The 25508-nt window shown below is 71.0% G+C and carries 25 protein-coding genes; 10 read left to right on the top strand and 15 right to left on the bottom strand.

The features are described 5' to 3' along the window. Window positions 1–37 precede the first annotated feature (37 nt). Window positions 38–868 (bottom strand): SIR2 family NAD-dependent protein deacylase, encoded by an 831-nt coding sequence (locus E3328_RS08940; protein ID WP_135364222.1) that lies wholly within the window; start codon window positions 866–868, stop codon window positions 38–40. A gap of 333 nt (window positions 869–1201) precedes the next feature. Between E3328_RS08940 and sucC the strand changes: the two genes are divergently transcribed. The 7 genes from sucC (at window position 1202) to nucS (ending at window position 8260) form a co-directional block, all read left to right on the top strand. Beyond that, window positions 1202–2353: an ADP-forming succinate--CoA ligase subunit beta gene (gene sucC, locus E3328_RS08945; RefSeq protein ID WP_135364223.1), complete on the top strand. Its 1152-nt coding sequence runs from the start codon at window positions 1202–1204 to the stop codon at window positions 2351–2353. Then, a complete protein-coding gene (sucD, locus tag E3328_RS08950) occupies window positions 2350–3222 on the top strand; it encodes a succinate--CoA ligase subunit alpha (RefSeq protein WP_135364224.1) in 873 nt (290 codons plus the stop codon). Before sucC ends, sucD begins: the two co-directional genes overlap by 4 nt. A gap of 260 nt (window positions 3223–3482) precedes the next feature. Further along, window positions 3483–5609, top strand: coding sequence for a CHAT domain-containing protein (locus E3328_RS08955; RefSeq protein WP_135364225.1), 2127 nt, complete (start codon window positions 3483–3485; stop codon window positions 5607–5609). Between the two features lie 85 nt (window positions 5610–5694). Then, on the top strand, window positions 5695–6552 hold the full coding sequence (locus E3328_RS08960) for a DUF3891 family protein (protein WP_135364226.1): 858 nt from the start codon (window positions 5695–5697) through the stop codon (window positions 6550–6552). A 63-nt stretch (window positions 6553–6615) separates the two neighbouring features. Continuing rightward, window positions 6616–6798 (top strand): hypothetical protein, encoded by a 183-nt coding sequence (locus E3328_RS08965; RefSeq protein WP_135364227.1) that lies wholly within the window; start codon window positions 6616–6618, stop codon window positions 6796–6798. 96 nt (window positions 6799–6894) lie between these two features. Next, window positions 6895–7452, top strand: a complete 558-nt coding sequence (locus E3328_RS08970; RefSeq protein ID WP_135364228.1) for a DUF6735 family protein — start codon at window positions 6895–6897, stop codon at window positions 7450–7452. Window positions 7453–7501: 49 nt separating this feature from the next. Next, window positions 7502–8260: an endonuclease NucS gene (gene nucS, locus E3328_RS08975; protein WP_135364229.1), complete on the top strand. Its 759-nt coding sequence runs from the start codon at window positions 7502–7504 to the stop codon at window positions 8258–8260. 54 nt (window positions 8261–8314) lie between these two features. Here the strand turns inward: nucS and mutS are convergent, their stop codons facing one another. Further along, window positions 8315–11101, bottom strand: a complete 2787-nt coding sequence (gene mutS / locus E3328_RS08980; RefSeq protein WP_135364230.1) for a DNA mismatch repair protein MutS — start codon at window positions 11099–11101, stop codon at window positions 8315–8317. A 542-nt stretch (window positions 11102–11643) separates the two neighbouring features. Here mutS and E3328_RS08985 point away from each other — a divergent pair. Further along, complete coding sequence (locus tag E3328_RS08985) at window positions 11644–11976, top strand: thioredoxin family protein (RefSeq protein ID WP_135364231.1); 333 nt, start codon at window positions 11644–11646, stop codon at window positions 11974–11976. A 51-nt stretch (window positions 11977–12027) separates the two neighbouring features. On the opposite strand, the gene E3328_RS08990 is transcribed toward E3328_RS08985, so the two are convergent. The 8 genes from E3328_RS08990 to E3328_RS09025 all read right to left on the bottom strand — a co-directional run bounded on the left by E3328_RS08990 (window position 12028) and on the right by E3328_RS09025 (window position 18425). After that, window positions 12028–14058, bottom strand: a complete 2031-nt coding sequence (locus E3328_RS08990; protein WP_135364232.1) for an ATP-binding protein — start codon at window positions 14056–14058, stop codon at window positions 12028–12030. A gap of 83 nt (window positions 14059–14141) precedes the next feature. Then, the gene (locus E3328_RS08995) at window positions 14142–14912 is read right to left on the bottom strand and encodes a sensor domain-containing protein (protein WP_135364233.1); all 771 of its coding nucleotides are present in this window, start codon (window positions 14910–14912) and stop codon (window positions 14142–14144) included. Between the two features lie 109 nt (window positions 14913–15021). Continuing rightward, complete coding sequence (locus E3328_RS09000) at window positions 15022–15369, bottom strand: DUF7521 family protein (protein ID WP_246022940.1); 348 nt, start codon at window positions 15367–15369, stop codon at window positions 15022–15024. A gap of 64 nt (window positions 15370–15433) precedes the next feature. Further along, window positions 15434–15796, bottom strand: a complete 363-nt coding sequence (locus E3328_RS09005; protein WP_135364234.1) for a DUF7521 family protein — start codon at window positions 15794–15796, stop codon at window positions 15434–15436. Then, window positions 15793–16152: a winged helix-turn-helix domain-containing protein gene (locus tag E3328_RS09010; RefSeq protein WP_135364235.1), complete on the bottom strand. Its 360-nt coding sequence runs from the start codon at window positions 16150–16152 to the stop codon at window positions 15793–15795. The genes E3328_RS09005 and E3328_RS09010 overlap by 4 nt, the downstream gene beginning before the upstream one ends. A gap of 76 nt (window positions 16153–16228) precedes the next feature. Then, window positions 16229–16546 carry a hypothetical protein gene (locus E3328_RS09015; RefSeq protein WP_135364236.1) on the bottom strand — a complete coding sequence of 106 codons (318 nt, stop codon included), beginning with the start codon at window positions 16544–16546 and terminating at the stop codon, window positions 16229–16231. A gap of 82 nt (window positions 16547–16628) precedes the next feature. Beyond that, window positions 16629–17663: a ferredoxin--NADP reductase gene (locus E3328_RS09020; RefSeq protein ID WP_135364237.1), complete on the bottom strand. Its 1035-nt coding sequence runs from the start codon at window positions 17661–17663 to the stop codon at window positions 16629–16631. A gap of 96 nt (window positions 17664–17759) precedes the next feature. Beyond that, complete coding sequence (locus tag E3328_RS09025) at window positions 17760–18425, bottom strand: DsbA family oxidoreductase (RefSeq protein ID WP_135364238.1); 666 nt, start codon at window positions 18423–18425, stop codon at window positions 17760–17762. 161 nt (window positions 18426–18586) lie between these two features. On the opposite strand from E3328_RS09025, the gene E3328_RS09030 reads away from it, so the two are divergent. After that, complete coding sequence (locus tag E3328_RS09030; RefSeq protein WP_135364239.1) at window positions 18587–19360, top strand: hypothetical protein; 774 nt, start codon at window positions 18587–18589, stop codon at window positions 19358–19360. Window positions 19361–19372: 12 nt separating this feature from the next. Here the strand turns inward: E3328_RS09030 and E3328_RS09035 are convergent, their stop codons facing one another. After that, entirely contained in the window at window positions 19373–20221 is an 849-nt protein-coding gene (locus E3328_RS09035; RefSeq protein WP_246022941.1) for an ABC transporter permease, read from the bottom strand. Further along, window positions 20218–21360 (bottom strand): ABC transporter ATP-binding protein, encoded by a 1143-nt coding sequence (locus E3328_RS09040; protein ID WP_135364240.1) that lies wholly within the window; start codon window positions 21358–21360, stop codon window positions 20218–20220. Before E3328_RS09040 ends, E3328_RS09035 begins: the two co-directional genes overlap by 4 nt. 108 nt (window positions 21361–21468) lie before the next feature. Here E3328_RS09040 and E3328_RS09045 point away from each other — a divergent pair, with 108 nt between their 5' ends. Beyond that, a complete protein-coding gene (locus E3328_RS09045) occupies window positions 21469–22461 on the top strand; it encodes a winged helix-turn-helix domain-containing protein (RefSeq protein ID WP_135364241.1) in 993 nt (330 codons plus the stop codon). Between the two features lie 17 nt (window positions 22462–22478). Here the strand turns inward: E3328_RS09045 and E3328_RS09050 are convergent, their stop codons facing one another. The 3 genes from E3328_RS09050 to lrpA1 form a co-directional block, all read right to left on the bottom strand. Next, a complete protein-coding gene (locus tag E3328_RS09050; RefSeq protein ID WP_135364242.1) occupies window positions 22479–23270 on the bottom strand; it encodes a CBS domain-containing protein in 792 nt (263 codons plus the stop codon). A gap of 52 nt (window positions 23271–23322) precedes the next feature. After that, on the bottom strand, window positions 23323–24918 hold the full coding sequence (locus E3328_RS09055) for a DHH family phosphoesterase (RefSeq protein ID WP_135364243.1): 1596 nt from the start codon (window positions 24916–24918) through the stop codon (window positions 23323–23325). A 127-nt stretch (window positions 24919–25045) separates the two neighbouring features. Further along, window positions 25046–25474, bottom strand: coding sequence for an HTH-type transcriptional regulator LrpA1 (lrpA1, locus tag E3328_RS09060; protein WP_135364244.1), 429 nt, complete (start codon window positions 25472–25474; stop codon window positions 25046–25048). Window positions 25475–25508: the final 34 nt, after the last annotated feature.

Raw genomic sequence — 25508 nt, forward strand, 5'->3', positions numbered from 1 at the left:
CCGTCGCCGATTCGCCCGTCGGCCGCCCGTCGCCGTCCTACCCGTCGAGCGCCGCGACCAGCGCCGGCAGCGCCGCCGTCGCGTCCGCCCGGAGATCGTAGGCCGCTCGTTCGGAGTAGTCCGTCTCGTCGAGGTTCACGACGGCCAGCGTCGCGCCCGACTCGGCGGCGATCTCGGGCAGCAGCGCCGCCGGCCGCACCGTCAGCGACGACCCGACCGCGAGGAACACGTCGCAGCGCCGCGCGGCGGTCTGGGCCCGGTCGAACGCCTCGTCCGGCAGCGCCTCGCCGAACAGCACCACGTCCGGTTTGAGGACGCCCCCGCAGTCGCAAGTCGGCGGCCGCTCGCCCTCGCTGACGCGCTCGAAGACCGGGTCGGCCGGTCCGGTCGCGCCACAGCGGTCACAGACCACGCGGGCGCTCGTCCCGTGGAGTTCGACCACCGACTCCGAGCCCGCGGCCGCGTGGAGCCCGTCGACGTTCTGGGTCAGCAGCGTGTCGAGGTAGCCCCGCGATTCGAGCGTCGCCAGCGCCTCGTGGGCCGCGTTCGGCTCGACCCCGTCGCCGTACAGCGTCTCCCGGAGGGCCAGCCGGTCGGTCCAGAACCCCTCGGGGTCGGCGTCGAAGCGCCGCCGGTGGAAGTCCGCGGGGTCGTGGGTCTCCCAGACCGGGTCTGGCCCGTCGTCGCTCGACTCGCCGCGGAACGGCGGGATCCCCGACGGGACGCTCACGCCCGCGCCGGTGAGCGCGACGACCCGCTCGGCCGCTTCGATCTCGCTCGCGAGCGCCGACACCGCCGCCCCGTCCGCGCCGCTGGCGTCTGTCACTCCTGCCGGGTCGCCCCCGCTCTCGGCGTCGTCGCCGTCCATATCCGTGAGGACGGGTGAGACCGGGAAAAGTCACTCGTCGCGCTACGCGGACGGGAGCGGACGGAGGTCGGCGGTCGCTACGCGGTGCGGTCGCTCCCTGGTGGCGAGCGAACGGTGGAAAGAGAGGGTGGGTGGAACGGCGGAAAGGGTGGGGTGGAATCGGTGGGGTGGGTGGGGTGCGGCGCCGTCGGGCGCCGACACGCGTGATCGGTTTCGTCGGCAATAAGTGCCTTGTGGCCCAATTTTCGTGAACGATACCTGCCGGTGTACTTAACCGGGAGCCGGTCGATACCGTCGGGATTTAAGCGCTCGCCGGCCGCGGGTTCGAGTGACATGCGACTGCACGAATATCAGGCCAAGCAGGTCTTCTCCGACGCCGGGATCCCGACACCGGCCTCGGACCTGGCCGGGACCGTCGACGAGGCGGTCGCCGCCGCGGAGGAGATCGGCTATCCGGTCGCCGTCAAGGCACAGGTACACGTCGGCGGACGCGGGAAAGCCGGCGGCATCAAGCTCGCCGACGACGAGAGCGAGGCCCGCGAGGCCGCCGAGGACATCCTCGGCATGGACCTCAAGGGCTACACCGTCGACCGCGTCCTCGTCGAGGAGGCCGTCGACTTCGAGAACGAGCTGTACGTCGGCGTCACGATGGACCGCGGCGAGGGCAAGCCCGTCGCGATGGTCTCGACCCGCGGCGGCGTCAACATCGAGGAGGTCGCCGAGGAGGACCCCGACGCCATCGCCCGCGAGCACATCGACCCCGCGTTCGGCATGCACCCCTACCAGGCCCGCAAGGCCGTCTACGACGCCGGCGTCGACCGCGAGATCGCCCGCGACGTGGCCTCGGTCCTGACGACGCTCTACGAGCTCTGGGACGACCGCGACGGCTCCGACGCCGAGATCAACCCCCTCATGGTCACCGCCGACAAGGAAGTCATCGCCGCCGACGCCGTCTTCAACGTCGACGAGGACGCCCTCTTTCGCCAGCCCGAGCTCCAGGAGATGGAGGAGGAAGGCGAGTTCGCCGAGAGCGAGCTCGACCGCAAGGCCGACGAGTACGGCTTCGACTACGTCCGTCTCTCCGGGAACGTCGGCATCATCGGCAACGGCGCCGGTCTCGTCATGACGACGCTGGATCTGGTCGACCACTACGGCGGCGAGCCCGCCAACTTCCTCGACGTGGGCGGCGGCGCCAAGGCCGACCGCATCGCCAACGCCCTGGACATGGTCTTCTCCGACGACAACGTCGATTCGGTCGTCTTCAACATCTTCGGCGGGATCACCCGCGGCGACGAGGTCGCCCGGGGGATCAACCAGGCGCTCGAACAGTTCGACGAGATCCCCAAGCCCGTCGTCGTCCGGCTCGCCGGGACGAACTGGGAGGAGGGCATGGAGATCCTCAACGAGGATCTCGTGACCGTCGAGAAGACGCTGGAGGACGCCGTCCAGCGTGCGGTCGACTACGCCGAGGAGGTGGAAGCATGAGTGTTCTCGTCGACGAAGACAGCCGCGTCATCGTGCAGGGTATCACCGGCGGTGAGGGCAAGTTCCACACCGAGCAGATGATCGAGTACGGGACGAACGTCGTCGCCGGCGCCGTCCCCGGCAAGGGCGGCCAGGAGGTCGCGGGCGTCCCCGTCTACGACACCGTCGCCGAGGCCGCCGAAGAGGAGGACGCCGACACCTCCGTCGTCTTCGTCCCGCCGGCGTTCGCCGGCGACGCCTGTTTCGAGGCGCTGGGCGTCGACGAGCTCGACCTGGTCGTCACCATCACCGAGGGCATCCCGACCCAGGACGTGTCGCGGGTCTACCGCCGCCTGCAGGAGACCGACGCCTACCTCGTCGGCCCGAACTGCCCCGGCGTCATCACGCCGGGCGAGGCCAAGCTCGGCATCCTGCCGGGCAACATCTTCGAGGCCGGCCGCGTCGGCCTCGTCTCCCGCTCGGGCACCCTGACCTACCAGGTCGTCGACAGCCTCACCCAGCGCGGCATCGGGCAGTCGACCGCCATCGGCATCGGCGGCGACCCGATCATCGGCACCTCGTTCATCGAGGCGCTCGCGCTGTTCGAGCAGGACAGCAAGACCGACGCCGTCGTCATGTGCGGCGAGATCGGCGGCGAGGACGAGGAAGAGGCCGCCGAGTACATCGACGAGTACATGACCACGCCCGTCGCCGGCTTCATCGCCGGCCGCACCGCCCCGCCGGGCAAGCGCATGGGCCACGCCGGCGCCATCGTCTCCGGCTCCGGCACCGGCACCGCCCAGTCGAAGATCGACGCGCTCGAATCCGCGGGCGTCCCCGTCGGCGACACCCCCGAGGAAGTCGTCGACAACGTCGAAGACCTGCTGTAGCGGCGCCGTTCTTCTCTCGGGATTCTCCCTTTTCGCGACCGTTCCGAACACGAGAGGCATCCGCCGGTTCGATCCCGGGCGGTCCGCACGACGCTCTCACGGCGCTGGCCGCGATCCCCCTGTGGTCGGTCGCCTACTGCGCCACCGCGGGGGAAGAGCAGCCGTCCGGGACCGGTCGGGGCTTTCGGGTCCACTGCGGTCCGGGGACCGCCACAGCCGGAAGCTATTTGCACACTCATTCGAGACGGTGGGTAACGACCGTGACGGACACGAACGAGGACGCGAGCCCGCGGTTCGAGCCGACGATGGACCCGACGGGCGTCAGGATCGTCGACCCGATCGAGTCGGTCGAGTTCGCCGTCGGGACGGACCGACCGGTGGATCCGATCCCGGTCGCCGACGAGCCGTTTCGCTTCCCGGTCGACGCCACTGTCGAGTTCGAAGCGACGGAGATCGAGTTCCCCTACCGAGCTATCCTCACGGTGAGAGACGCCGACGGAACTCACCGATGTGACCTGTTCGAGGACGGGGAACAGCGGTTTTCCGGCCGACGATACACGGTCGAACTGAGCAAGACGCCCGTGAAGGTCTACCTCGCCGTCGAGGGCGAACTCACCGTCCGGATATCCGGAAACTCCGCGGTGGTTCGGACCGAGAACGGTAAGGGAGTCCGTCTCGGCGCTCGGAGCTATCACTCCAGCCCGGCGGGGACGATCACGACCACCGAGGACCCGACGGACGTGGCGTCGGCGCTCTCGCGTCTCGGATCGGCACTGAAGACGCGCTCGCCCGAACGCTCGTGGCCGACGCTCCGGGGGTATCCACCGCTCGTCGAGTTCGGTGACGCACTGCACGTACCGGACGGGCTCTCCTCGCCCGACTCCGGCGTGTCGATCGTGGTACCACCGCGGCTCGATGCCCTCCTTCCGGTCGCTTCACTGGCGTTCTACCTCGACGCGACCGTTCGCATCGGGATGCCCCCTCGTCTGCGCGCGGACGGACGGGAGTGGTCACTGACCGAGGACGGCGACATCGAGACGACCGTCGCGAACGTGCTTCGACGGCAGTTCACGCTCGACTGCGTCGTCAGAACGACGGGATACTACGACTTCGACCTCTTCGAACGTGACCTGCTCGCCGACTTGCTCCCGTTCGACCCCGGTGAGGCGTACGAGTGGCCGCTCGCCGCCCGCGTGGCAGCCTACATGGATGTTGCGCCGACTGCGGTCGACGGAGCGGCCCCCCGCTGGCGACTCACCGCCGATCTGGTCCCCGAGCCGGACGCCGTCGAAGCGCTCCCGCACCTGGCCCACGAACTCGCCGCGATCCGCTGTCCGACCCCGGGAGACATCGACGATCCGGGCGTCGGTGGCGTCGGTCGACCGGTCTTCGGACGAGACCGGTCGGAGCAGGCGGCGCTCGCTCGGGGGGCAGATGAGGCGTGGAACCAGAACTTCGTGTACCCGGAGACCGCGACGAGCATCGAGCACGCCTACCGCGGACCCGGCGTTCCGGTGGGTGCGAGCGAACTGTCCGTCTCCGCGTACGAGCGCAGTCTGCGGCGGGATCCAGTCGAGGATGTCGAGACCAGCGTCACGGTCGTCACCAACGACACCGACATGATCGAGGGCGACACGGTCGCGGCCATCTACGACCTGAACGAACTAGCGTCGTTCGACGTGAGGATGCTGGAGGGGCTGTCACGGTCGGAACTCGCGGACGCGCTGGCGACCGAGACAGACCTCTTGCACTACATCGGTCACGTCGACGACAGGGGGTTCGAGTGTGCCGACGGCTTTCTCGACGCGCGGTCCGTCGCGTCGGTCGGCGCCGAGGCGTTCTTCCTCAACGCCTGCACGTCGTACGAACAGGGCCGAGCGCTGGTCGAGAACGGCGCGACGGGCGGTATCGTCACCGTCGCCGACGTGTTCGACAGCACGGCCGAACGCGTCGGCGAGACGGTCGCCCGACTACTCGGGCAGGGGTTCTCGCTGGCCGCGGCGCTGGAGATCTGCAAGCGGACCACGGGGTTCCCGACCGGGGAGTACCTCGTCGTCGCCGACGGCGGCGTCCGGGTGACGCAGAACGAGACGGGGGTTCCGCTCGTGTACCGCGTTACGTGGGACGAGGGGTTGATCGTGACGCCCGTGGCCTTCCCGGCGAGGGGGATCGGACTCGGGACAACCGTCGTGCCGTTCGGGAACGAGAACGATCGCCACTTCCTCGCTGCCGGCGAAGGGTTCCCGATCGACGCCACACTCGACGCTTTCGCCGAGACCATCCGGTCCGAACCGATCCCGCTTCTGGTCGACGGCGACCTGTACTGGTCCCCGGACCTCACGAGGGACGATATCGCGGGTCTAGTCGATGCCGACTCGAACGAGTGACCCCGGTTCGCGCGTACCGCTGCCAAATCCCTGTCACGTGTGACCGGCCGACGCCCCTTTGACCGCGCCGCCCCAACGCCGATGCGTGATAGTCGCCGAGACGGCGGAGGGCTACCAGTTCGTCACCCAGCCCGACCACGCCGCCCTCGCGGGCCAGTTCGCCGACGCCTGGGGGAACGACGACTTCGACCGCCCGGACCCCTTCGGCTCGCTCGCACTCGCGGCGTACGCCCACGACACGGGCTGGCGGACCTACGACCGCCGGCCGCACCTCGCGGACGGCGAGCCGGTCGACTTCCGCGAGATGCCCGCCGGGACGTGGGTCGACCTCTACGACGAGGGGATCGAGGCCGTCGCCGGGATGGACGCCTACGCCGGCCTGCTCGTCTCGATGCACGGCGCCGGGCTGCGGAACCAGCGATACGGCCTCTCGCCGGCGTGGCCGGAGACGCCCGCGGCGTTCCGGGAGTTCGTCGACCGCGAACACCGTCGCCAGCGCCGCCTGCTCGACGCGCTCCGCGACGGCGAGCGCGACGGGCCGGCGCCCGTCACGGCCGCCGACCGTGACCTCCTGCGGTCGCTCCATGACGCGAAGCGCGTCCCCGGTGGGTACGACGGGCGGCTGTGGGCCGACTACCGCCGCCTCCAGGCGTGGGACGCTCTCTCGCTATCCTTCTGTATCACCGACTCGCCGCCCGGCTACGGCGAGATCGACGCCGTTCCCGCGACCGGCGGGGACGACGCGACGCTCTCGGTCACCGCGCTCGACGACGGCACCTACCGGGTCGATCCCTACCCGTTCGAGACGGCGCCGCTGGAGGCGACGGTCCCAGTTCGGACCGTCGGGGAGGACGCCCTCGCCGACGAGGCGACGCTCGCGCGAGCGTTCTACGACGCCGGTCGGGAGCTTCGGCGGGTCACGCTCCGCCCGCCGCCGGAGTGACGGGCCGGGCGACGACCGCCCCTCACCAAAGCGATTTATCGACGGCTCCCCTCGTGACGTGGTATGGAAGACGAGGCCTGGCGTTCGGTCGAAGTCGTCCGGAACAACAAGGGCGAACCGCACGTCCTCCAGCAGAAGGTCAGCGTCTACACCGCGGGCGTCACCGAGGAGTCCTCGGGCTACACGAAACCCGAGATGCAGCACCGACTCGTGCCGCTCAAGAGCCTGGTCGAACTCGACGGCTGAGTCGGCGGCCACCGCCGGCCGGTCGCCGTCGACCGGGTTCGGCCGGCCGACGCGTGCGATACTTTATGAGGGAGTCCGGGACCACTCCCGCTCGCCGTGGGAGCGCGCACGCTGGTCGCGGTCGAACGCGACGCCGACGGGTACGACCTGCACCGCTCACAGTGGGGCGGCGAGCACGTCGACCGGCTGGTCGCCCTGGTTCGGGCCGACGAGGCGCCCCCCGACCTCGTCGACCCGGAGCCGTTCCGCTCGGGCGCGTCCGTCGAAGAACTCCTCGACTCGCTCGACCCCCGGGAGTTCGAGGTTCTGGTCGTCGCCGGCGACCGGACCGAGGCGTTCCTCGTCCCCCGGCTGGCCATCGAGACCGGCCGGCGGTACGGGACCGCATCCGGTGCGGCCACCGACCGGGAGACTCCTTCCACCGACGCCGAACCGTCGGCGCTCGTCCCCTGGCCCGGCGAGGCCGCCGCCGAGCGGATCCGGCGGTTCCTGCGCACCGCGAAAGACGTGCTCGGCGACGCGGTCGACGCCGGCCTCGTGCCCGCGCCCGCGGCGACGCGGTACCTCGCCGTCCGGGTCGCTCGCCACCCCGATACGCTCGACCCCGACGCGATCCTGTGGATCGACGGAGGTGAGCGCGCGAGCAGCGGCTGACCCGTCCCGTGTCGCGCGGTTTTTAGCCCCCGACGCCCAACCCCGAGGCGTGACTGCCGTCGAGGAGGGACTCCGGCTGGAGACGCGCGAGCGCCCGGGCCACGAGACCGCACGGGACCTCGTGGCCGAGGCCATCGACGCCGGCGCCCTGGTGACCGTCGTCGGCCGCTGCACCGTCGACTACGAGGGCCGCGCGTCGAGCACGCTCGGCCCCGGCGAGCGGCTGGTGATGCTCAAGCCAGACGGCGCCGCGCTGGTCCACACCGACGAGGGCCAGCAGCCGGTCAACTGGCAGCCCCCGGACTGCGACCACGAGGCCCGCCTGGACGAGGGCCACCTCGTCGTCGAGAGCCACCGCGAGACGCCCGAGGAACACCTCCGGGTCGACTTCGAGGCCGTGCTGGAGGTGTCGGCCTACGGGCTGACCGACGAACGGGACCTCTCGCTGGAGGGCACCGAGGAGGACCTGCGCCAGCGGATCCTCGACGAACCGTCGCTGGTCGAGGAAGGGTTCATTCCACTTGCGACCGAGCGGTCGACGCCCGCCGGCGCCGTCGACATCTACGGCGAGGACGCCGAGGAGCGGGCGGTCGCCGTCGAACTCAAGCGCCGGCGGGTGGGGCCCGACGCCGTGGGGCAACTGGGCCGGTACGTCGACGCGCTGGAGCGAGACCTCCACGCCGACCGACAGATCCGCGGCATCCTCGTCGCGCCGTCGGTCACCGACCGCGCGCGCCGGCTGCTCGCCGAGCGCGGGCTGGAGTTCGTGCCGCTAACGCCGACCGGGCCCGACGGCGTCGACGGCTGACCGCGGATCGACGCGGAGAACTGAGCGGATCCCGTCCGCTTGTCCGCCCGAGCCTCAGTCGTCCAGCGACTCCTTCAGCTCGGCGAGAGCGTTCATCGCCTCCAGCGGCGTCATCGTCGCCACGTCGAGGTCGGCGAGTCTCCGTTCGAGCTCCGAGTCGGGACCGCTATCGTCGCCGCCGGCGCTGTCGCCCTCGTCGGCGGTGCTGCTCACGCGGACGTTCTCGTCGAGGTCGTGGCCGTTAGACTCGACCGTCCCCGGACCGTCCGACCCGGACTCGCTCTCGTCGAGCAGCTCGCGCGAGCGGTCGACCACCGCGTCGGGCACGCCGGCCAGCTTCGCCACCTCGATGCCGTAGGAGGCGGCGGCGGCGCCGGGCGCGACCTCGTGTTCGAAGGCCACCTCGCCGTCCGTGCGCTCCGTCTCGAAGTGGAGGTTGAACACGCCCGACAGCTCGTCGGCGATGGCGGTCAGCTCGTGGTGGTGGGTGGCGAAGAGGGTGGTGGCGCCGATCTCGTCGTGGATGTGCTCGGTGACCGCGCGGGCGATGGCGAGGCCGTCGGCGGTGCTGGTGCCGCGGCCGACCTCGTCGAGCAGGACCAGCGACTCGCCGGTGGCGTTGTTCAGGATGTCGGCGAGTTCGGTCATCTCGACCATGAAGGTAGAGCGACCGCCGGCGATGTCGTCGCTGGCGCCGACGCGGGTAAAGACTCGGTCGACGACCGGGAGCCGGGCCTCGGCGGCGGGGACGAAACTCCCGGCCTGGGCGAGCACGGAGGTGAGCGCCACCTGGCGCATGTACGTCGACTTGCCGCTCATGTTCGGGCCGGTGATCACGGCGAAGAAGTGCTCGTCGTCGAAGTGGGCGTCGTTGGGGACGAACCGCTCCTCGGCGCGCTCGACGACGGGGTGGCGCCCGGCCTCGACGGCGAACTCCTCGGCGCCCACGCAGGGGCGGGTGTAGTCGAACTTCGCCGCCACGCTCGCGAAGGAGACGAACACGTCCAGCCGCGCGAGCCGGTCAGCCAGCGCCTGCACCCGCTCCGACTCGTCGGCCACGTCCCGGCGCACCTCGCAGAACAGCTCGTACTCGAGGTCGTCCGCGCGGTCCTCGGCGCGGATGATCTCGTCCTCCCGTTCCCTGAGTTCGGGCGTGACGAACCGCTCGGAGTTCTTCAGGGTCTGCCGGCGCTGGTAGTCGTCGGGCACCCGATCGAGGTTCGGGTCGGTCACCTCGATGTAGTAGCCGTGGACGGAGGTGTGGCCGACCTTCAGCGAGTCGATGCCGGTGCGCTCGCGCTCGCTCGCTTCGAGGTCGTCGATCCACGCTTTGCCCTCCCGTTCCGTGCTCCGGAGGTCCGCGAGTTCGTCGTCGAACCCGGGCTTGACGATGCCGCCCTCCGTGAGGTCGGCGTCCGGGTCCTCCTGGATGGCCTCGTCGATCAGTTCGCGCACGTCGGCGAGGGGGTCGAGGTGTTCGCGCAACTCGACCAGCGTCGCGGAGTCGGCGTCCGACAGGGCGGCTTCCACGTCGGGGACGACCGCGAGCGTGTCGTGCAGCGAGCGCAGGTCCCGCGCCGTCGCGCGGCCGCGGGCGACCCTGGAGATGAGCCGCTCGATGTCGTACACGTCGTCGAGCAAGTCGTGCAGGTCCTCGCGCAGTCCCACGTCGCCGGTCAGTTCCGCGACGGCGTCGTGGCGGGCGGCGATGCGGTCCTCGTCCAGCAGGGGGCGGCGCAGCCAGTCGTCGAGCTTCCGGCGGCCGAGCGCGCAGGCGGTCTCGTCGAGCGCGTCGACGAGCGTGAGCGCCCGGTCGCCGTGGACCGCCCGGCGGTCGAACAGCTCTAAACTTTCCAGCGCGACCCGGTCCAGCAGCATGTACTCCCGCGGGTCGTACCGCGTGAGGGTGTTGATGTAGTCGAGCGTCGCGGTGTCGTCGATGCCGTCGTCGTTCGCGGTCGCGCCGGGCCCGGCCACTTCGGCCGTCGCGTCGTCGCCGATGTCGCCGGCGTCGGGGTTGCCGCCGCGGGTGTACTCGGCGTAGGCGAGCAGGGCGCCGATGGCCCGGACCTCCGCCTCGTCGGCCAGCCCGAGGTCCCCGAAGTACGCCTCGACGCGCTCGCGGGCGCGCTCGGCGTCGAAGGCCGTCCGCTCGTAGGGCGAGACCATGCAGTCGCCGTCGAACACGTCGGCCGGCGCGTCGGGGCCGACGATCGCTTCGGCGGGCGCGAACCGCCCGAGTTCGTCCGCGACCGAGTCCAGCCGGTCGGCGCTCGTCGCGTAGCAGTCGCCGGTCGACACGTCCAGCAGGGCGAGCCCGTACGGGCCGTTCTCGTCGCCGCCGGCCCCTGCACCGCCGCCCGCCCGCTTCGTGTCCCGGGTCGACGTATCGCCGCCCGGACCGTCCGCGGTGAGGCAGGCGACGAAGTTGTTGTCGGCGCTGCGCAGGAGTTCGTCCTCGGTGAGCGTCCCCGGCGTGACGACCCGGGTGACCGCCCGGTCGACCACGCCGCTGACCTCGTCGGGGTCCTCGACCTGGTCGGCGACCGCCACGCGGTAGCCCGCCTCCAGCAGCCGTTCGATGTACGACTCGGCGTTGTCGATGGGGATGCCCGCCATCGCGTACTCGCCGGTCGAGTCCTCGCGTTTGGTCAGCGTGATCTCGCAGATGCGGGCCACCCGCTCGGCCGCCTCGCAGAACGCCTCGTAGAAGTCACCCACCTGAAAGAGCACCAGCGAGTCGTCGTACTCCCGACAGAGCTCGAAGTACTGGGCCATCATCGGCGTCAGGTCCTCCTCCCGCTCGGCCATCTTCGCCGGCGCCCCCAGTGCCGCGTCCATGGGTGTGTGGGAGCGGGTCCCCCGGGTTATATCCATCGGCTCCCCGTCTCCGAGTTGGTTCGAGCAGTCGGCCGGGTCGATACCACCGTCGACAGCGAGCGGTGAAAGCCCTCGCCGCGCTCGCTAGCAGTGACTGTGACCGCAGGATACAGCGAGCGATGAAAGCCCTCGCCGCGCTCGCGGTCGCTGAGCGGCATATCCGCGCTCTCCGCACCGCCCGCGCGGATAGCGGTCGCTCAGGCGACTGAACTGCACGCAAGCGCGCCTCGCCCTTTCAGTCCACCAGGAACGGCACCGCAACCGCCCTGCACAGCACCGCAGACGGCCACGAACCTCCCCAGCCGATTCGCTCCGTCACTCCGTTCCTCCGCTCATCCCTCGCGCGGCTACGGTCGCGCGCATGAACGCGCGCTCCAGCGCACGCCGACCGCATTCGTTGCCACGCCGTCCCGCATCGAATCCCGCTAGTATCGTCCATCCACCGACTCACACACGAGCCGAGCCGCAGAGGGCTTACACGCGTCGGGGACGTACACCCGGGCATGGCCGCGACACACGACCGTCCCGTCTCGCTGTCGACCCGGGCCGAACTCGACGACCTCGTCGCGAGTCACGACCGGGTGCTCGTCGAGTTCCACACGGAGGGCTGCGGGAAGTGCGCGGCGATGGAGCCGGTCCTGAGCGGGGTCGCCCGCTCGACCGACGCCGTCGTCGCGACGATGAACCCGCGGGACGACCCCCAGCTGATCGACGAGTACGACGTGCGGAGCGTCCCGAAACTCCTCCTGTTCGTCGACGGCGACCTCGCCGGGACCCGCGAGGACGGGGTCCTCTCCGTCGGGGAAGTACAGGAGTTCGTCGCGGAAAGCGGCTGACGCTCCGGTCGAGTGGCGCAGCCGGACGGGCCGCCGCCGGCAGTCCCGGCCTCAGTCGAGCGGGTCGAGTTCGGTCACTGTCACGTTCTCGAAGACGGCTTCGCTGGTCTCGTCGGCGCTGTGGCTGCAGACGGCGAGGCCGACGACCACCGGGTCGGCGAGATCGATCCGTCGCTGGTCGATGGGGTGCCAGTCCTCGCCGTCGGTGGACCACGACAGCGTCACCGTGCCGTCGACGGCGTCGAGGCGGTACCACGGGTAGGCGTCGTAGGGCTCCTCGAGCTGGTCGCTCCCCGCGGCGGCGCCGGCCTCGTGGCGCCACATCGTCTCGGTGCCGTGGTCGCCCGTCGCGCCGACGAACGCGAACGCGGCGTCCTCGGCGAGGGTGTCCCTGACCATCAGCCCGGCCTTGCTGTACTCGTGGACGGCCTCCAGTTCGTCCAGCCGCCCCTCGATCCGGACGGGCCCGTCGAGTTCGACGTAGGCGAAGTGGAACTCGTCGATGTCGTGCCAGATGTCCCGGCCGTCGCCGACGACCCGCCAGGACCCGTCCGCCGCGCCGGGGGTCGCCGAGCCGGCGACGGACACGTCGCCCACGTCGACGTTCCCGGTGAGCGCCACCGGCTCGCCGGTCGGCTCGGCGGGTTCGGGGACCACGACCGGGCACTCGGTGAACTCGAAGCGCGCGCCCGGGGCGTCGCCGGTCTCGCTCTCGCGGATGTCGACCTCCCAGCCCTGCTGGTCGACGGTCTCGGCGACGATCGCCAGCCCCGTCCCGGTGCCGTCCTCGGTGGTCGTGTAGCCGGCTTCGAGGACCTGCTCGCGCTCGGCCTCGGGGATGCCGGGGCCGTCGTCCTCGACGTAGAAGCCGCGGTCGGTCGTCCCCACGCGGACGGTCACGTCCGGACCGGCGTGGTCGAGGGCGTTCTTCAGGAGGTTCTCGACCAGCGGCCGGACGGCCTCGGTCTCGGCGATGACCTCGGTGCCCTCGGGAACGGCCACCTCCAGCGTCGCGTCGTCGGTGCCGTGGACGCTCCAGACCTGTTCGACCAGCGGCGCGAGCTCCGTCGAGGAGACGCCCACGTCGAGCACGTCGAGCACCTCCTCGGAGAGGTCGACCGTCCGGTCGCCCTTCGAGAGGGCGCTGAGGTCCGCGAGGATCTCCTCGATGCGCTCGTTGGCCCGCTCGATCCGGTCGAACGCCTCCTCGTGGCCCTCGCGGGCCCGTTCGAGGGCGCCGACGGAGACCTGCAGCGGCGTCCGCAGGTCGTGGGAGACGTAGCTGGCGAACTCGTCGAACCGGCGCTGCTGTTCCTCCAGGCGTCGCTTGAGCTGCATCCGCTCGGTGACGTCGAGCGCGTAGCCGACCACCCCGACAACGCGGCCGTCCCCGTCGCGCCAGGGGACCTTCGTCACCTCCGACCAGTGGTCGCCGCCCTGCGTCTCGAAGTGCTCGATCTGGCGACGGATCGGCTCGCCGGTCTCGGCGACGCGGAGGTCGTCCTCGTAGGCCTCCCGGTCGGCGTCCGAACCGTGGTCGAACACCTCCGGGTCGGTCTTCCCGACGAACTCCTCGGGGTCCGGCGTGTACGGCACGTCGGCCATCCGGACGTACCGGCCCGCCTCGTCCTTGGCGAACATCGTCATCTGTCCCTCTTCGAGCAGCGTCCGGAGGATGCCGCTGTCGGCGGCGGCCTGGCGCCGCTCCCGGAAGGTCGCCACCGCGTCGTCGACGACCGCGCCGAGCGTCTCGACGGAGGCCGACCGCGGGAGGTACCGGCAGTCGGCCCGCCCCGCGACGGCCGCGGCGACCGCCTCGTCGTCGGCGTAGGCGACGACCGGCAGGTGGTCGCTGACCGCTCTGGCGGCCTCGACGGCGTCGTCGAACCCGGCCTCGTCGACGCCCACGGCGACGATACAGCCGACGTCGTTCCGTGCGGAGAGCCGCTCGGTCAGGTCGTCGCGGTCCGCGACGGCGACGGCCTCGATCGCGTCCGGGAGCGCCCCGCGGACGCGGTCCCGGTCGTCGGTCGATCCGCCGACGACGAGGGCGACAGTCGGGTCCGCCAGGAGGTGACTCATCGGGATTACCGACACCGTATGCGATGCAGGTAAATAAGGCCCGGGGGGGCCGGTGAACGGTCCGGTCGCTGGTGTGTACCGGCCTACGTGTCGACGGCACGACGGATCGCCGAGGGGTCGGTTCCGCCGACGAGCAGCGACGTGTACCAGCCGGCCGCCCGCGCAGCGAAGTTACAGACGTGCAGCGACGCGAGCGTCGCCACCAGCCCGAACGCCGAGACGGCCAGCGCCTCCGGCAGCGTGGTGACGTACCACGTCGTCAGCCGGAACGGGACCGTGAGCCCGACCTCCCAGGTCCGGAGCGCGACCTCGACGGACGGCTGGACGTTCATCTCCCCGGAGACCGGCCGGACGCCGACGTTGACCGACCGGTAGTACAGCGGCACGAGCAACAGCGACAGCGACACCGTCCCCAGCAAGACCAGCAGCGTGAACGCCGCGGTCCCGACGAGGACCTTGCTCAGGAGGAAGACGACCCCCCGCCACGTCGAGAGGCTCGTGAGCGCGTGTTTCAGGTGGGCGACCGGGTCGGTGAGCGGGGGCACCTCGGCCTCGCCGGCGGGGGCGTCGACGGCGAGCAGCCGGTCGGCCGCGTACCGTTCGAGCGCGGTCAGTTCCCGGACCAGCAGTATCGTCCCGGCGAGCACGGGGAGGCCGACGAGTATCACCGCCAGCCCGACGCCGAGCCCGAAGCCCAGCGGGAGCAGTATCGAGTACGCCATTCCCAGCGGGAACAGCGCCGAGAGGTACAGCAGGTTCGCGTACGTCCGGAGCCGGAAGGGCACGCCGACGAACCGCCGGAGGAGGGCGCCCGGCCGGCCGGGTATCCGGAGCGCGGGGACCAGTCGGCTCATTGTCGACTGCTCGCCCGCCGGCGTAGTAAAACTGTTCGTACAGGCGCGAGGACGGCCGCTACCGGCGGCTCCGGCCCCGGGTCGACGAACGACGAGCGGCGAGTCCCGGTCACGCGCCGGTCAGCGCGTAGAGGATCGACCCGAGGCCGAGGATCTCCAGGAGCGCCCAGGCGAGGACGCCCGCGGCGTCGCTGGCGAGCAACACGGAGACCAGCAGCGTCGTGACGACGAACGGGGCCGCGGTCACGAGGAAGATACCGACGCCGAGAAACAGCATCGGGCGGCTGTCGTTGCGGCGGTACCCGCGGTAGGCCTGGTAGGCGACGAACAGCCCGACTGCGGCGGTCAGCGCCCCGGTGAGCGTCGCCGGCGTAACCGCCGGGCCGCCCTGGAGCGGTGCAGTCCCGGCGGGGAAGGGCACCGCGGGTGACGCGGCGCCCGCGAGCGGGTCGCTCACGGCGCCACCTCCCGGCGGGGACCGGCGTCCGGGTCGCGTTCGTGGGGGTGTGGGGTGCGTGCGGTCATGGTCGTCCGTAGACGGCGTAGAGGATACAGCCGAGGCCGAGCAGTTCGCTGACGGTCGTCGACAGCAGGCGGACGGACTCCGGCGCGTCGGTGAGCGTCGGGAGGGCGATGCGGAGGGCGATGGGGCCGCCGGTCAGGAGGACGATCCCGACCGCCAGGAACAGCATCGCCCGGTCGCGGGTGCCCCGGTAGCCCTTCAGCGCCTCGTAGGCGATGAGCAGCGACAGGCCGGCCGCGACGGCCAGCCCCAGCAGGGCCAGCGCCGCGAGCAGGGCGGACCCGCCGGTCGCGGAGACCTGCAGGGCGGGCCCCGGGGCGGGAGCGTGGCCGATCGCGGGAGCGGATGTCGCGGGTATCATGGTTCTGTGAGTCCCTCGAACAGCCGCGTGAACCGGTCGGCGGCGTCCACCTCGCGGCGAGACACGTCGATGGTGCACTCGCCGTCCTCGATCTCGACGGTGACGCGCTCGACGCGCGTCTGATACGTCTTGTAGTGGTGGCCGTCCGGGTCCAGCTGCTGCTGTTCGACGATGAGGTCGTACTCGCGGAGCTGTTCGATGCGCCGGTAGATCGTCGGCTCGGAGGCGTCGCAGCGCTCGGCCAGCGCCGAGGCCGACAGCGCCTCGCGGCTCGACTCGACCAGGATCGCGCGGGCGTACTCGTCGTCGAGCAACGAGATCACGTCCGCCTCCTCGGGATCCTGCCCGGCTGCCATCACCCGACCGTTTTCCCGGCGGTCACATAAAAGGGGCCACACGCTTTCCGACCCGGAAACTGTGACCCGGGCCGGGCTACGCGAGGGTCGCGATCCAGCCGACGGCCAACAGGAGGGCGGCGCCGGTGGAGATCACGGGCAGGAGGTACAGGTAGGCCGGTGCCGGTTCGACGCCGTTCCGGAGGTGATCCGGGTTCCGATACATCCGGACGGCCCCGAGGAGCGCGAACCCGCCGAGGGCGGCCATACCGGCCTCGTAGGTCGTCGCGCTGGCGGAGAGGGCCGCGGCCGCGAACTCACCGACGTACACGGCGCCCAAGAGGCCGAAAACGTACGCGATCACGTCGACGCGCCGGACCCGCTCGCTCGGAGGGCTCGAGAGGGCGGTCGCCATACCGGATCGTCTCCGCTCAGCCACAGGAACGTTTCGGTGCGGCCAGGACACGGTCCGCCCGGCATCGCCCGCCGGCCCGGTGTTACCCGAACCCCTCGGCTTCGATATACTGGCCGGGAACGCCGACGGACTCTGCGGCGTCGACGAGGCTGTTGACCATCACGTTGATCCCGCAGGCGTACACCTCGGCGTTCCCGGGGTCGATGCGCGCGTCGACGCCGGAGGCGGGCGCCTCGTCGAGCCACCCCTCCAGCTCCCGGCCGAGCGGTGCGGTCACGGCGCTCTCGTCGACGTGTTTGACGAACGCGTGCTGGACGTAGTCGGTCTCGCCCGTCCACTCGCTGAGGTAGGACTCGCGGCTCAGACAGGGGACGAAGTGAAAGCCCTCGTGGTCGCGGTCGTACGCGCGGAACGCCTCGCGGTAGGGCAGGTCGTCCTCCCAGGCTGCGCCGAGGAACAGCCACACGTCGCGGCGGTCGCCGTCGACCACGTCGGCGCCGGTGTCGAAGACGTAGTCGATCATCCCCTTCAGCGGCGCGACGCCGGTCCCGGTCGCCATGAAGACCAGGTCCCGCGCCGAGGGGCCGTCGAGGACGAGTTCCCCCCGCGGGCCGCGCATCGTCACCTCGTCGCCCACGTCGAGGTCGCGGCAGAGCCGCGGCGACAGGTCCCCGCCGGGGACGCGACGGACGCAGATCTCGACGGTGTCGCGGGTGGGCGAACTCGCCAGCGAGTAGGCCCGCGACTCCCCGCAGTAGCGCAGCCCGACGTACTGGCCGGCGAGGTACTCGAAGGTGTCGTCGGGTTCCAAGGCGATGCGGACGAGCATCGGGTGGGGCCGCTCGTAGCGCTCCCGCAGCGTCGCACACCGGCGCGCGAACCGCGCGTAGCCGTCCGCGCGCAGTTCCGCGACGAGCTGTCCCCAGTCGTCGTAGTCGGTGACGCTCTCGTAGCGGTCGGCCAGCCCCTCCCGCTCGAACCAGTGGTCGACGGTTCGGCGGACCTCCTCGGTCCGGTCGCGGTCCATCGCCTCCCGCTCGACGACCGTCGCCGACTCGGTCACCAGCGGCAAGTCGGCGATCCGGTCGTGTCTCGACGCGTGCTCCCTGACGGGCATTACTCAGTCCTCCGGGCCCGCGGTAGTAAGTACTGGCGGGCCGTTCGACGTGTCGGTCTCCCCAGTCCTGTCAGCGCCTTTCGACCAGCCGCCCGCTCAGCGCCCTTCGACCAGCCGCCGGAGGTGCTCCGGCGGGACGGCGCCGCGGGCGGCGTACTCGCCGTAAGTGAAGGTGGGGACGCCCGTCACGCCCTCGCGCCGGGCGGCGTCGAACCGCTCGGTGACCCGTTCGTGCCACGCCTCGTCGTCGACGGTCTCCCGGATCTCCGCGGGGTCGAGGTCCACGTCGCTCGCCAGGTCCGCGAGCACGTCCGCGTCGCCGATGTCCCGCTCGTCCTGCCAGAGCGCGTCGAGGATCGCCTCGTCGAAGGCGAGCCACTGCTCGTAGGGGTAGGTCTCCTTGACGTAGAACGAGGCGACCTGCGCGGGCAGCGAGTCGACCTCCCGGGAGAGGTCGAGACTCATCTCGACGCCGTACTCCTCCTGCAGGCGCTCGACGTTCTGCTTCGCCTGCTCGAAGTAGTCCTCGTCCTTGCCGTCGTCGACGGAGTGGTCGATCGACCCGTCGGGTCGGCGCTTGTCCGCCCGCAGGTCGAAGGGGTACCAGTCGATCCGCAGGCGCTCGTCGCGTTCGGCCTGGTACTGCGCCAGCGACTCGCGGCCGAGGTAACAGAACGGACAGACGTAGTCGGAGTAGATCCCGATGGGCTGGTCGGCGTCGGCGCCCCCGTCGGTGCCGGCACCGGTTTCGGTGTCGCTCATACCTCCCGATTGCGGTCGCACGGGGAAAAGCGCCCGGTAACACGGGTGTCACCGGCCGTCGACCCTGACCGCCGTCACCGGCCGGCGACACCGATCCCCGGCACCGGCCGACGTTGCGGCCACGGACAGATTTAACAGGGAGATCCAGTCTTGTGGGTGATATGTCGACGACGACGATCAGGGGCACGGTGGGCGGCCTCGGGCGGCGAGCGAACCCCGCGTTCGCGGTCGCGGTGGTCGTCCTGCCGCTGGCCGCCCTCGGCTACGCGCTGACGGTCGCGTCGGTCCAGGGACACACCTACGTCCACGTCATGGCGGGCGTGCTGTGGACGGGCACGGACATCTTCATCGGGGCCGTCCTCGGCCCGGTCGTCGGCGGGCTCGACGACGAGCAGAGCGCCGCCGTCTTCCGGCGGCTGACGCCCAAGACCGCCTTCTTCCTCCCGTCGATGGCCACCGTCACCATCGCCTCCGGGCTGGCGCTGGCCCAGCGGATCGGGGTGTTCACCCACGCCGAGCCGTGGCTGGCGCTCTTTACCGCCGCGAACCTGATCCCGGTGTTGCTGCTGATCGGCAAGCGGCTGGACTGCTACCGCGACCGCCGCTGGCAGGCCCTCTTCGCCGTCGCGGCCGTCGGATCGCTGGCGTGGGTCGCGACCACCATCGGCGAGTTCCGGATGACCGAGCCGACGGTCGTGGTCGCGCTGGTCATCGTCACGATCCTCACCGTCCAGGGCTTCGGCTTCCTGATGCCCGGCGAGGTCCGGATGTACCTGGAGATGGTCTCCGCCGACCCCGACCCGTCGGTCATCGCGTCCATCGGCAAGCAGAACGCCATGCTCGGCGCCGTCCAGGGCGCCTTCCAGCTCCTGCTCATCCTCGACATGGTGTACATGACACGGGGGACCATCCCCTGGGTCCCGTTCCCCGGCTGACCGGGGGCGGGGTCAGTAGTGACCCATCAGGCCCTGCCGGCGGGCGCGCGCCCCGAACCACTGGAAGGCGGCGTAGCCGAGGGCGAAGTAGCCGACCGCGGTCCCGACCAGCAGCGCGAGGTCCGCCGGCGGGATCTGCCAGAGGCGGATCCCCTCGGCCATCGACCGGGTGAGCAGGTAGCTCCCCTGGGAGATGGGGAGCAGCCGGGCCCAGAACACGCCGACGGTCGGCGCGGCGATGAGTCCGATGAGGGCGAACTGCATGATGTTGAAGATGTTCTCGACGCGCTTGTACACGAGCGCGAGGCCGCCGAAGAAGAAGCCGAGGCCAACGGCCGGCGCGACGGCGAACACCGTCAGGACGAGGACGGTGGCCACCGGCAGGTGCAGCGACTCGCCGGTGACCGCGAGCATGAAGGCGAGCGTCGCGCCGCCCCAGACGAGCGTCTCGAGGAGGGCGACGGCGACGCCCGCGACCATCACCCTGCCGTAGCCGAACGCCGACATGTACAGCTGTTCCAGCGTCCCCCACTCGGACTCCTTGGTGACGCTCCGGGCCACGCCGGAGAACGCCCCCAGCGCCATGCTCCAGAGGAAGTAGCCGACGATGATGCCGCCGAGGCTGTCGGTCAGCGCCTGCCCCGCCACCGCGCGGCCGCCGAAGAAGACCATCCCGAAGAAGATGAAGTTCATCGCCAGCCCGCTCAGCGTGTTCAGCGGGTAGCGGTACATCAGCAGCAGCCGCTTTTTCGCCTGCGCCCACAGGAGCGTCAGCAGGGTCGCGGTGCCGCGCTCGCCGTCGCGTCCGGTCGCTTCGGACCCGTGAGCCGGCCCGTCGGGCGCGGCGGTGTCGGTGCTCACGGGCGGTCACCTCCGTCGACGCGGGCCGCTCGCTCAGGCCCGCCGGGGTCGCTCGCGGGACCGGCCCCTTCGCCGCTGGTCAGTTCGAGGAACACCTCCTCCAGGTCGGGGTCGACCGACTCGACCTCGTAGACAGTCAGGTCCGCCGCCCGCAACTCGTCCATGAGGTCGTAGAGCCGCTCGGGGTCGCCCAGCGACACCTCGAAGGCCGTCCGGTCGCCGAGACGCTCGAACTCGTCGACGCCGTAGACCTCCCGGAGTCGCTCGCGGGTGTCGTCCGCGAGTTGTGGGTCCGTCCCCTCGTGGATGGACGCGTCGGCTCCCGCGGCGGCCCCGGCCCGGCCGGCGACGACGCGGTACGCGAACGTGCGGAACACGTCGATGAGGTCCTCGACCGCGTCGTCGGCGACGACTTCGCCGTCCGCCATGATGACGACGCGGTCGCAGATCTCCTGGACCACGTCCATGTCGTGGCTGGAGAGGACGATAGTCGTCTCCTCCTGGTCGGCGAGCCGCCGGATCTCCCGCCGGAGGTCGACCGACGACGCCACGTCCAGCCCGAGCGTCGGCTCGTCGAGAAAGGCCACCTCGACGTCCCGCGCCAGCGCGCAGGCCAGCGACACCTTCTGTTTCTGCCCCCGCGAGAGGTCGTTGACCGGCGTGTCGGCCTTCTCCGCGAGCGAGAGCTGGTCGAGGAGGGCGCCGTGGCGGTCCCGGACCGCGGCCGGCGACTCCCCGCCGATGGCCGCGAAGTACTCCAGGTTCTCCCGGACGGTGAGCCGCCAGTAGACGTTGCGCGCGCCTTCCAGCATCGCGCCGACCCGGGCGTAGGCCGACTGCGGGTCGCCGTACACGTCCGTCCCCGCGACCCGCACGTCGCCCTCGTCGGCGACGACCAGCCCCAGGATCGACTTGATGAGCGTCGTCTTCCCGGCGCCGTTCGGCCCGAGGACGCCCACGACCGTCCCGGGGTCCACGTCGAGGCTCACGCCGTCGACCGCCCGGACGGCTTCGTCGCCGTCGCCGAACGTCTTCGAGAGACCGCGGACCGAGAGGGCGGGCGCCGCGTCCGTCGACGCGCCGTCGCGTTCGGGAACCGGATCGCCGTCCTCGGGGACCCGTTCGGGTGCCGTCGTCATGATGGGAACGGGTAGCGGGTGTCAGCGTATAACCATTTCCTGTACGGCCGTTCAGTTTGAGATCTGATACGACGTAACCGTTTTTCGACCGGCCGGGGAAGCGGTGGTATGGTCGAGGGAAGCGGGTCCGGGGAAACGGACGGGCAGCAGGGGGTGGCCGGTGCCGGGGACGGGTCGAGCGGCGCGGGGGTCGATCCGACCGCGGTCTTCGAGCTGCTCGCCGACGAGACGCGGCTCTCGATCGTCAGAGAGCTGGCCGTCGAGCGCTACTCGAACTGGCGGTGGTCCGGGAAGACGTTCGCGGAGCTGCGCCGGGCGGTCGGGGTCGAAGACGCCGGCAACTTCAGCTATCACCTGGAGAAGCTGAGGGGGCGGCTGGTCGTCAAGGAGGGGGACGAGTACTACCTGCTCAACCACGGCCTCCAGATCGTCGGCGCCGTCGAATCGGGGCGCTACAGCGACGCGAGCGAGGTGGTCCGCGGGGCGACGAGCTACGACTGTCCGTACCCGGACTGCGAGCGCGCGCTCGAAGGCATCTACGAGGACCAGTACTTCCGCCTGCGCTGTCCCGACCACCACCGGTTCGCCGCGACGATCCTCCCGCCGACCGTCGCCGTCGCCCACTCGCCCGACGAACTCGTCGAGATCATGACGGTCGACACCCGACAGGAGGTCCAGCGGGCCCGCGCGGGCGTCTGCCCCAACTGCTGGGGCCCCGTCGATGTGGCGCTCCCCGCCGAAGACCCGACGCTGGCCTCCCAGATCGAACCGGACCTGCCCGACGACGCGCTCCTCGCGACGTTCGACTGCCGGCAGTGCGGGCTCTCCTTCGAGATGCCGCCCGGCGCCTGCGTCGTCGACCACCCCGCCGTCGTCGCCTTCCACCACGACCACGGCGAGGACATCCGCGGCCGCCCCTACGTCGCCCTCCCGTTCTGCGGGATCGGTCGCGCCGCCCTCGAATCCGAGGACCCGGTCCGCGTCAGGGTGGACGTGCGACTCGACGGCGACGCGCTCCACCTGTGGCTCGACGGGGAGACGGACGTGGTGGCGTACGACCGCGAGGCGAACGTCGGCGAGGTCGACCGCGCGGCGGAGTGACCGGCGCCGACCCGCGCTCACTCCTGCAGTCGCTTGGTCTTCTGGACGAGCGGGTGGTGGGCGTAGTCGACGACCGCGATGTCGTCGATCGAGTGCAGGTCCTCCTTCTCGGCGGTCCTGGCCATCCCGAGGTCGACCGGCTCGGAGAGGACGATGACGTAGGCGTCCATCGCCTCGATGTCCAGCCGGGCGGCGGCCTTGACGCGGTGGTGGCCGTCCGCCAGCAGCAGGTCGCCGTCGTTGTCGATGACGACGAGCGGTTCGGCCAGCCCGCGGTCGAGCTCGTAGCGACGGCCCTCCAGTTCGTCGGCGTAGACCTTCGCCTGGGTCGGCGTCAGCTCGGCGAGCGGGACCTCCCGGCGCTCCTGGGAGACGGCGACGCCGTGGATGTTCTCCAGCGTCTGCATCAGGTTGTCCACCTTCCCCGGCGTGGCCCGCTCGATCTGCGAGCGGATCACGTCGGCGTTGGAGATGATGCCCACGAGGTTGCCGGCGTCGTCGACGACCGGTAGCTTCTGGATGCCCGACCGGAGGATCACCCGGGCGGCGTCGTCGATGTCCATCTCGGGGTGGGCGACCAGCAGGTCGTCGCTCATCACCTTGAAGATGGGCTCGTGGTCGGGCTCCTGGAGGAGGTCCCGGGCGCTGACGAACCCCTCGACGTGGCGGCCGTCGGTGACCGGGAACCCGCTGTGTTCGGTGCTCTCGGCGATCAGCGTCGCCACGTCCTCGACCGTGTCGTCCGGCGAGACGGTGTCGACCTCGCGAGTCATGTAGTCTTTCACCGTCAGCGCGCCCTCCTCGACCATCGGCTACCGATCCGCGTCGCCCACGCAAAAACACACCGGCTCCGCCCCGCGGTCAGCGCTCGTCGTCCTCGCCGCCGTCGGCTGCGTCGTCGCGGTCGCTCGTCCGGCCCCGGTCGCCCGCGCCGTCGCGGTCGCCCACCTCGTCGCCGCTCCCACCGGCGCCGGAGATGCGGTCGAGCGCCGTCGGTCCGCCGGCCCCGGTGCCGTGGTAGTCGTCGGGGTAGACGCCGGTCAGGACCCGGTGGTCCCGCGAGCCCATGGCGTCGAGGAAGCGGTCGGTGACGATGGCGTCGAGGATCTCCGAGAGGGACTCGTCGTCGGCGTCGATGGCGTCCAGCAGGCCCAGCGAGATCTGCGCGCCCGCCATGTCGGCGTGGCCGCCGGCGCTGCCGATCTGGCCGAAGGCGTCCCGGAGCGTCTCCCCGAGGTCCAGGTCCGTCCCGCGGGCCCGCGCGGAGACGTAGATGGTCCCGTTCATGATCCCGTAGACGAGCGTCGTCGTCACGTCCTCGAGGTCGAGCAGGCGGTCGGCCGCCTGCGCGAGCGCGTCGCGGTCGGTGAGCTCGCCGACGCCGGACAGCAGCGCCGACCCGTGCCGCTCGCGGCCGCTGATAGCCCGCGCGATGGTGTCCAGCGTCTCCGGGTTCATGCTCGGCGACTCGATGCGGTCGAGCGTCCCCGCGTCGGCGTGGGGGACGAGATACGCCGTCGCCTCGAAGTCCGCGGCGCTCACCTCCCGCGTGTACTCGTCGGTGTCGACCCGGATGCCGAACAGCAGCCCGGTCGCCACCTCGCGGCTCGGCGTGATGTCGAGCGTCCGCAGGTAGTCGACCAGCAGCGTGCTCGTCGCGCCGACCTCGCTGCGCAGGTCGACGAACCGCGCCTCGACGGGGTAGCGCGGCGGGTGGTGGTCGACCACGATGTCGACCGGCGTGTCCTCGGGCAGCCCGTCGTTGACGCCCGGCCGGGAGTGGTCGACCAGCGCCACGCCGCCGTACTCCGACAGGTCCGCCCCCGGTTCGAGCTCGCGCAGGTCGTACTCCAGCAGGTTGACGAACGCGCGGTTCTCCTGGTGGGTGATGCTCCCGAAGTAACACACGTCGGCGTCGACGCCCGCGCCCTCGGCGACCCGCGCCAGCGCGACGGCACTGGCGATCGCGTCCGGGTCCGGGTTGTCGTGGGCGACGATCGCCAGCTCGCCGTCGATGTCCCGCAGCGTCGCCGTCAGCTTCCGCGTCCGGAGCCCGTCGTCGCCCACCCGCTCGTCCAGCCAGTCGGTCGTGGCCGCCAGCGCGTCGACCACCTCGTCCGCGGTCGCCGACAGCGCCGCCCGCTGGTCGTCGGTCGCTTCCGCGGGCGCGTACGCCAGCAGGAACGCGTCGGGGTAGACCGAGTCGACGGCCGCCGCGGCCGCGACGTTCGTCGCCGCGTCCTCGGTCGCCACGGCGACCGTGTCCGGCCGGGGACACGCCCGCAGCGCCGCCTCGTCGGTCGGGTCGCCGGCCTCGGCGGCGACGCCCTCCTCGCGCAGCGTCCGGACCGCGTTCTCGTCGCTCGCGAGCACGGTCACCCGGCCCCGCCGCTCGCGCAACTCCCCGACGAGCGACCCCGCCAGCGATCCGGTCCCCAGCACCAGGCGGGCGGTCATGGTTGCCCGTCGGGCGAGTGCGCGTAAAAATCTATCACACTCGTTTCAGTCGTCGCAAACACCCCCGGACGCCCCGTCGCGTCGGTGCCCGGGCCGGCCCACCGTCCGTCGCCCGGCCGGTCGCCGCTTACTTCAGCCGTTCCTGGAGAAAGGAGGGGTGGGCGGCCGTGACGCCCTCGATGTCCTTGATCGTCGACTCGATCACGTCCCCGACGGCGTCGCCGTCGGGACCGCGCACCTCGGCCATCAGCATGTGGTCGCCGCTGGAGGTGTACAGCTTCTCGATCTCGGGGATCCCCTTCAGCTCGCGGACGGCCTCGACGTAGCGGCCGCTGTCGACGTCCATCCCCACGAGGGCGATCGACTGGCCCGGCAGTTTCTTCGGGTCCACGTCCGCGGAGTAGCCGACGATGACCTCCTCCTCCTCGAGGCGCTGGATGTACTTGCGGACGGTGGGCTTGGACACGTCCACCCGGTCCGCGATCTCGGCGTAGGAGGCCTGGGCGTCCTCCTCCAGCACGGAGAGGATGCGTTCCTCCGTCGATTCGGCGCTCATACACATTGATTTGCCGCGCCGCGAAAAATATCTT

Origin of the sequence: Halosimplex halophilum, from assembly GCF_004698125.1 — an archaeon.
GTDB classification, from domain to species: Archaea; Halobacteriota; Halobacteria; order Halobacteriales; family Haloarculaceae; genus Halosimplex; species Halosimplex halophilum.

Excerpts from the sequence above, each read along its gene's own strand:
- E3328_RS08940 (WP_135364222.1), bottom strand. The coding sequence starts at position 868 with ATGGACGGCGACGACGCCGAGAGCGGGGGCGACCCGGCAGGAGTGACA.
- sucC (WP_135364223.1), top strand. The coding sequence starts at position 1,202 with ATGCGACTGCACGAATATCAGGCCAAGCAGGTCTTCTCCGACGCCGGG.
- sucD (WP_135364224.1), top strand. The coding sequence starts at position 2,350 with ATGAGTGTTCTCGTCGACGAAGACAGCCGCGTCATCGTGCAGGGTATC.
- E3328_RS08965 (WP_135364227.1), top strand. The coding sequence starts at position 6,616 with ATGGAAGACGAGGCCTGGCGTTCGGTCGAAGTCGTCCGGAACAACAAG.
- mutS (WP_135364230.1), bottom strand. The coding sequence starts at position 11,101 with ATGGACGCGGCACTGGGGGCGCCGGCGAAGATGGCCGAGCGGGAGGAG.
- E3328_RS08985 (WP_135364231.1), top strand. The coding sequence starts at position 11,644 with ATGGCCGCGACACACGACCGTCCCGTCTCGCTGTCGACCCGGGCCGAA.
- E3328_RS08990 (WP_135364232.1), bottom strand. The coding sequence starts at position 14,058 with ATGAGTCACCTCCTGGCGGACCCGACTGTCGCCCTCGTCGTCGGCGGA.
- E3328_RS08995 (WP_135364233.1), bottom strand. The coding sequence starts at position 14,912 with ATGAGCCGACTGGTCCCCGCGCTCCGGATACCCGGCCGGCCGGGCGCC.
- E3328_RS09005 (WP_135364234.1), bottom strand. The coding sequence starts at position 15,796 with ATGATACCCGCGACATCCGCTCCCGCGATCGGCCACGCTCCCGCCCCG.
- E3328_RS09010 (WP_135364235.1), bottom strand. The coding sequence starts at position 16,152 with ATGGCAGCCGGGCAGGATCCCGAGGAGGCGGACGTGATCTCGTTGCTC.
- E3328_RS09015 (WP_135364236.1), bottom strand. The coding sequence starts at position 16,546 with ATGGCGACCGCCCTCTCGAGCCCTCCGAGCGAGCGGGTCCGGCGCGTC.
- E3328_RS09020 (WP_135364237.1), bottom strand. The coding sequence starts at position 17,663 with ATGCCCGTCAGGGAGCACGCGTCGAGACACGACCGGATCGCCGACTTG.
- E3328_RS09025 (WP_135364238.1), bottom strand. The coding sequence starts at position 18,425 with ATGAGCGACACCGAAACCGGTGCCGGCACCGACGGGGGCGCCGACGCC.
- E3328_RS09030 (WP_135364239.1), top strand. The coding sequence starts at position 18,587 with ATGTCGACGACGACGATCAGGGGCACGGTGGGCGGCCTCGGGCGGCGA.
- E3328_RS09040 (WP_135364240.1), bottom strand. The coding sequence starts at position 21,360 with ATGACGACGGCACCCGAACGGGTCCCCGAGGACGGCGATCCGGTTCCC.
- E3328_RS09045 (WP_135364241.1), top strand. The coding sequence starts at position 21,469 with ATGGTCGAGGGAAGCGGGTCCGGGGAAACGGACGGGCAGCAGGGGGTG.
- E3328_RS09050 (WP_135364242.1), bottom strand. The coding sequence starts at position 23,270 with ATGGTCGAGGAGGGCGCGCTGACGGTGAAAGACTACATGACTCGCGAG.
- E3328_RS09055 (WP_135364243.1), bottom strand. The coding sequence starts at position 24,918 with ATGACCGCCCGCCTGGTGCTGGGGACCGGATCGCTGGCGGGGTCGCTC.
- lrpA1 (WP_135364244.1), bottom strand. The coding sequence starts at position 25,474 with ATGAGCGCCGAATCGACGGAGGAACGCATCCTCTCCGTGCTGGAGGAG.